Annotated in this window: 5 protein-coding genes; all 5 read left to right on the top strand. The window is 74.7% G+C overall.

The features are described from left to right. The first annotated feature begins 198 nt into the window (after positions 1-198). Positions 199-333 carry a hypothetical protein gene (locus ACWDX9_RS60085; RefSeq protein WP_449972832.1) on the top strand — a complete coding sequence of 45 codons (135 nt, stop codon included), beginning with the start codon at positions 199-201 and terminating at the stop codon, positions 331-333. Then, complete coding sequence (locus ACWDX9_RS60080; protein WP_449972830.1) at positions 330-2,675, top strand: VIT domain-containing protein; 2,346 nt, start codon at positions 330-332, stop codon at positions 2,673-2,675. The genes ACWDX9_RS60085 and ACWDX9_RS60080 overlap by 4 nt, the downstream gene beginning before the upstream one ends. Positions 2,676-2,764: 89 nt before the next feature. Next, entirely contained in the window at positions 2,765-3,016 is a 252-nt protein-coding gene (locus ACWDX9_RS60075; protein WP_449972828.1) for a Crp/Fnr family transcriptional regulator, read from the top strand. Positions 3,017-3,104: 88 nt separating this feature from the next. After that, the gene (gene otsB / locus ACWDX9_RS60070; RefSeq protein WP_449972826.1) at positions 3,105-3,944 is read left to right on the top strand and encodes a trehalose-phosphatase; all 840 of its coding nucleotides are present in this window, start codon (positions 3,105-3,107) and stop codon (positions 3,942-3,944) included. 39 nt (positions 3,945-3,983) lie between these two features. Then, the gene (mmuM, locus tag ACWDX9_RS60065; protein WP_350728992.1) at positions 3,984-4,850 is read left to right on the top strand and encodes a homocysteine S-methyltransferase; all 867 of its coding nucleotides are present in this window, start codon (positions 3,984-3,986) and stop codon (positions 4,848-4,850) included. Positions 4,851-4,899 lie beyond the last annotated feature (49 nt).

The raw sequence follows: 4,899 nt of genomic DNA, 5'->3' as shown, positions 1-4,899 counted from the left end.
GCCCGTGGCGATGTGCGCGCCGGTGGCGATGCACGGGCCCGTGGCGATGTGCGCGCCGGTGGCGATGCGCGCGCCCGGGGTGACGAGGTGCCGGTGCGGGAGCGATTCTGGGCCGAGCGGCCGGGGAAGGGCAGCGTGCGGGCTCCGGAGGTGGCCCACCAGCCGGCCGGGTCGGGGGGCCCGGGTGGTGCGGTTGTCGTGGGGGTCAGGTTGGGGGACGGGGTGCGGCTGGTGCTGGACGCCGGCCGGGTCCCGTCCGAGGAGGACGTCCAGGCGGTGCTGGCGGCAGCGAGGCCGTTGCTCGCGGTGCTCGAAGAAAGGGAGCTGACATGAAGATCACTTCGCTGGAGCCCGCACGGTGCCTGCCGGTGCCGGACGCCGGGTTCGGTGCGCTGCGGACCGAGCGCGGCAACCTGCCGCTCGAGAGCGTGGACGTGAACGCCGACATCTCCGGCCTCATCGCCGGGGTCGAGGTGACGCAGGGGTTCAGGAACCCGTTCGACGTCACCCTGGAGGCCACGTACGTCTTCCCGCTGCCCGACCGGGCGGCCGTCACCGGGTTCCGGATGGAGGCCGACGACCGGGTGATCGAGGGTGTGCTGAAAGAGCGCGCCCAGGCCAGGGCCGACTACGACCAGGCGTTGCGCGAGGGCAGGCGGGCGGCGATCGCCGAGGAGGACCGGCCCGACGTGTTCACGATCCGGGTGGGCAACATCCTGCCCGGCGAGCGCGTCTCGGTCCGGCTGACCATGAGCCAGCCCCTGCCGTACGAGGACGGGGCGGCCACGTTCCGCTTCCCGCTGGTGGTGGCCCCGCGCTACATCCCGGGCAACCCCGTCGACGGCCCGTCCGCGGGCGACGGCGTCGCGCCCGACACCGACGCGGTGCCGGACGCGTCCAGGATCAGCCCGCCGGTCCTGCTGCCCGGTTTCCCCGACCCGGTGCGCCTGTCGCTGAGCGCGACCGTGGACGCGGCCGGGCTGGAGCTGCGCGAGCTGGCCTCCAGCCTGCACGTGGTGGAGGAGGAGGGCCACACGGTACGCCTGCGTCCCGGCGAGCGGCTCGACCGTGACTTCATCCTGCGGCTGTCGTTCGACGCGTCCACGTCCCTGCAGCTCGACAGCGGGTCCGATCAAGGGGGGACCTTCGCGCTCACCGTCGTGCCTCCGCCGCTCCAGTCCACGCGCCCGCCGCGCGACCTGGTGCTGGTGCTCGACCGTTCCGGCAGCATGGGCGGCTGGAAGATGGTCGCCGCGAGGCGGGCCGCCGCCCGCATCGTCGACACGCTGACGGCCCAGGACAGGTTCGCGGTGCTGACGTTCGACTCGGTGGTGGAGGAGGCGTTCGAGGGCCTGGTGGAGGCCTCCGACCGCAACCGCTACCGCGCCGTCGAGCACCTCGCGCGGGTGGACGCCCGCGGCGGCACCGAGCTGCTGGAGCCGCTGCGGCGGGCCGTCGCCCTGCTGGGCGGCCGCGACGAACGCGAACGGGTCGTGGTCCTGGTCACCGACGGCCAGGTGGGCAACGAGGACCAGATCCTGGAGCAGGCGGGCGGCGCCCTGTCCGCGATGCGCGTGCACACGGTCGGCATCGACCGCGCCGTGAACGCCGGCTTCCTCGGCCGCCTGGCCGGGCTCGGCGCGGGCCGGTGCGAGCTGGTCGAGTCGGAGGACCGGCTGGACGCGGCCATGGAGCAGATCCACCGCAGGATCGGCGCTCCCCTGGTGACCGACCTCTCCCTCAAGGGGCTAGAGCTCGAACCGGACACCGTCACCCATCTCGGGTCGATCTTCCCGGGCGTGCCGCTGCGCGTGTACGGGCGCCACCGCGAGGGCTCCTCGCTGACCGTGCGCGGCCTGGCGGCCGGAGGGCCGTGGGAGGAGCAGGTCACGGGCGTGGCGGTGAACAATCCGGCCATCCAGGCCGTGTGGGCCCGCGCGCACCTGCGGGAGCTGGAGGACCGCTACGCCATGGGCGAGCACGACCTGGAGCCGCGGATCGTGCGGACGTCGCTGGAGTACGGCGTGCTGTGCCGCTTCACCGCGTACGTGGCGGTCGACACCAGGCAGGTCGCCGACGGAGGGCCGGAGCACCGGGTCATCCAGCCGGTCGAGCCGCCGAGCGGGTGGGAGCTGCCGCAGAACCCGCCGATGATGGGCTTCATGGCGCAGGCGGCGGTGATGGCCGCCCCGCCGGCAGCCCCACCGGCCGCCCCGCGGATGCGGATGCCGGACCCCGGTCTCGGTTCCGCCGACGCGTCACCGGACTTCCTGACCGGCGGGCCGGCGGGGGGCGGAGGGGGGTTCGCCGGGCCTCCGAGGCCGGCCCCCTTCGCGCCGGGCGGGTCCCGTGGTGGCAGGGCGCCGAAGTCCGCGCCGCGTCCCGGTCACCCGCTGGACTCGGTCCGGCCGCAGCTGGTGGCCGAGCTCGACCGGCTGAAGGCGCTGCCCATGGCCGACCTGCTCTACCTGGCGGACCTGGGCTCGCGGCTGGCGGCGCTGGCGGCGTACCTCGGGGGCAACGCGGAGCTGGAGACGCTCGCCCGCGAGCTGGAGGCCGCCGAGCAGCCGGGCGCCGACGCCCAGGCCCTGCACGACCGGGCGGTGGAGGTCCTCACCACCCTCGTGGGCGGCTCCGGCGGCCCTCGCCGCGGGCCGTTCTGGAAGCGCTCGTAGGCCTGCTCCGGGGGTCCGGCCGGGGCCCCCGGAGGACCGGGCCACCGGGTCGAGGTCCGGTCCTTCTGGTCCTTCATGAGGACGATCTCTTGACGCGCGACGTGCCCTCGCGGGTGGCCACCTGGCTGGTACGGCGCTGCGCCACCGGCCGGGTGCCGCTCCACGCGGGCCAGGCGGGCCTGGGGGCCGAGATCGGCGCGACCAGGGTGAGCGTCAACCGGGCCCTGCGCGGGTTCGAGCGGCGGGGGATGGTCGAGATCCGGGCCGGCGAGGTGGTCGTGCTGGATCCGCGCGCGCTGTCCCGCCTGGCGGCCCTCCCGGCCCCGGACCCGGCGTCGTGATCATGAACGGCGGGTGGCGGGCAAGGGCCGGGAAATTCACGGGAAGGCGTCTGTCCGACCCGGTCGCGCTGTTCTATCGTCACTGAGCATGGCGACCTCTCGCGCCCCGCTCCGCTTCGCCGAAGCAGTGTCCGCCACCGTCTCGGAGAGCGCCGGATCCGGCTTCTTCTTCGACTACGACGGCACCATCGCCCCGATCATGCGCGACCCCGGCGCGGTGTTCCCCGTGGCCGGTGCGCTGGAACGGCTGCAGGTGCTGGCCAGGCTCGTGAGCAAGGTCGCGATCGTGTCCTCCCGCCCGGCCGCGTACCTGCGCGACCGCTTCCCGGACGCTCCCCAGCTGCGCCTGTTCGGCCTGTACGGCATGCAGACCGTCGAGGACGGCCGCGTGCGCACGGACGCCGAGGCCGAGCCGTGGGCCCCGGTCATGCGGCGGGTGGCCGAGGAGGCCGCCCGCGACCTGCCGCGCGAGATCCTGATCGAGGACAAGGCGCTGATCGTGGCGCTGCACTACCGCTCGGCCCCGGCGCTGCGCGGCGCGGTCGAGCGGTGGTCGTCCCGCAAGGCGGCCGAGCTGGGGCTGCGGGAGCAGTACGGGCGCATGGTCGTCGAGCTCAGGCCGCCCGTCGAACGCGACAAGGGCACCGTCGTCGCCCGCGAGATCGAGACGCTGACCCGCGCCTGGTACTTCGGCGACGACCTCTCCGACGGCCGGGCCTTCGACGCGTTGCGCGGCAGGGAGGAGCGGGACCCGGCCTTCATGGGTGTCCGGGTCGCGGTGGCGAACACCGAGACGGGCGACGAGCTGGCCCGCGTGGCGGACTTCACGGTGGAGTCCCCCGAGGACACGCCGGCCCTGCTCGACCACGTGATCAGCGCCTTCCCCGGCCGGCCTCCGGTGGTGGGCGCGGGCTCACGCCACCGGTAGGCGGCCACGGTCCCGCCCACGTGCTCGTACCCTGGTGGGGTGACTGCACTTGTCCTGGACGGCGGCCTGTCCACCCAGCTCGAACGGCTCGGCGCCGACCTCGGCGACGAGCTCTGGTCGGCGCGGCTGCTGCTGGAGCGGCCCGAGGTGATCCGGCGCGCCCACGCCGACTACTTCGCGGCGGGCGCCGACGTGGCCACGACCGCCAGCTACCAGGCCACGATCGCCGGGTTCGTCCGGCGCGGGCTGGACGTGGCGGCGGCCGAGCGGCTGATCAGGCTGTCGGTCGAGCTGGCCGCACAGGCCCGCGACGAGGCCGGGCACGGGCTGGTGGCGGCCTCGGTCGGCCCGTACGGCGCCTTCCTGGCCAACGGCGCCGAATACACCGGCGACTACGACCTCGACGAGGACGGCCTGTTCGACTGGCACCTGCCGCGCTGGGAGATCCTCGCCTCGGCCGGGGCCGACCTGCTGGCCTGCGAGACGATCCCGTCCTATCCCGAGGCGCGGGTGCTGGCCAGGCTGCTGGCCCGCACGCCCGAGGTGAAGGCGTGGGTGAGCTTCTCCTGCCGCGACGGCGAGCGGCTCAACGACGGCACGCCGATCACCGAGGCGGCCGCGCTGTTCGGCGGAAACCCGCAGGTGGTGGCCGTCGGGGCCAACTGCACCGCGCCGCGCCACATCCCCGGGCTGATCTCGTGCCTGGCGGGCGGGCTGCCCGTGGTGGTCTACCCCAACTCGGGCGAGACGTGGGACGCCGGGCACCGCCGGTGGCTGGGGCTGGCCGACCCGGTGGAGTTCGGGCAGGCGGCCAAGGAGTGGCAGCTGGCGGGCGCGTCGCTGATCGGCGGGTGCTGCCGTACGACGCCCGAGCACATCGCGCAGATCCGCGCCCACCTCTCCTGAGACCCTGAGACGCGGCCCTCTCCCGAGACACGGCGGGACCCCGCGCGCG

The organism is Nonomuraea sp. NPDC003201, from assembly GCF_053590415.1.
This window is presented reverse-complemented; position numbering and strand designations above follow the sequence as displayed.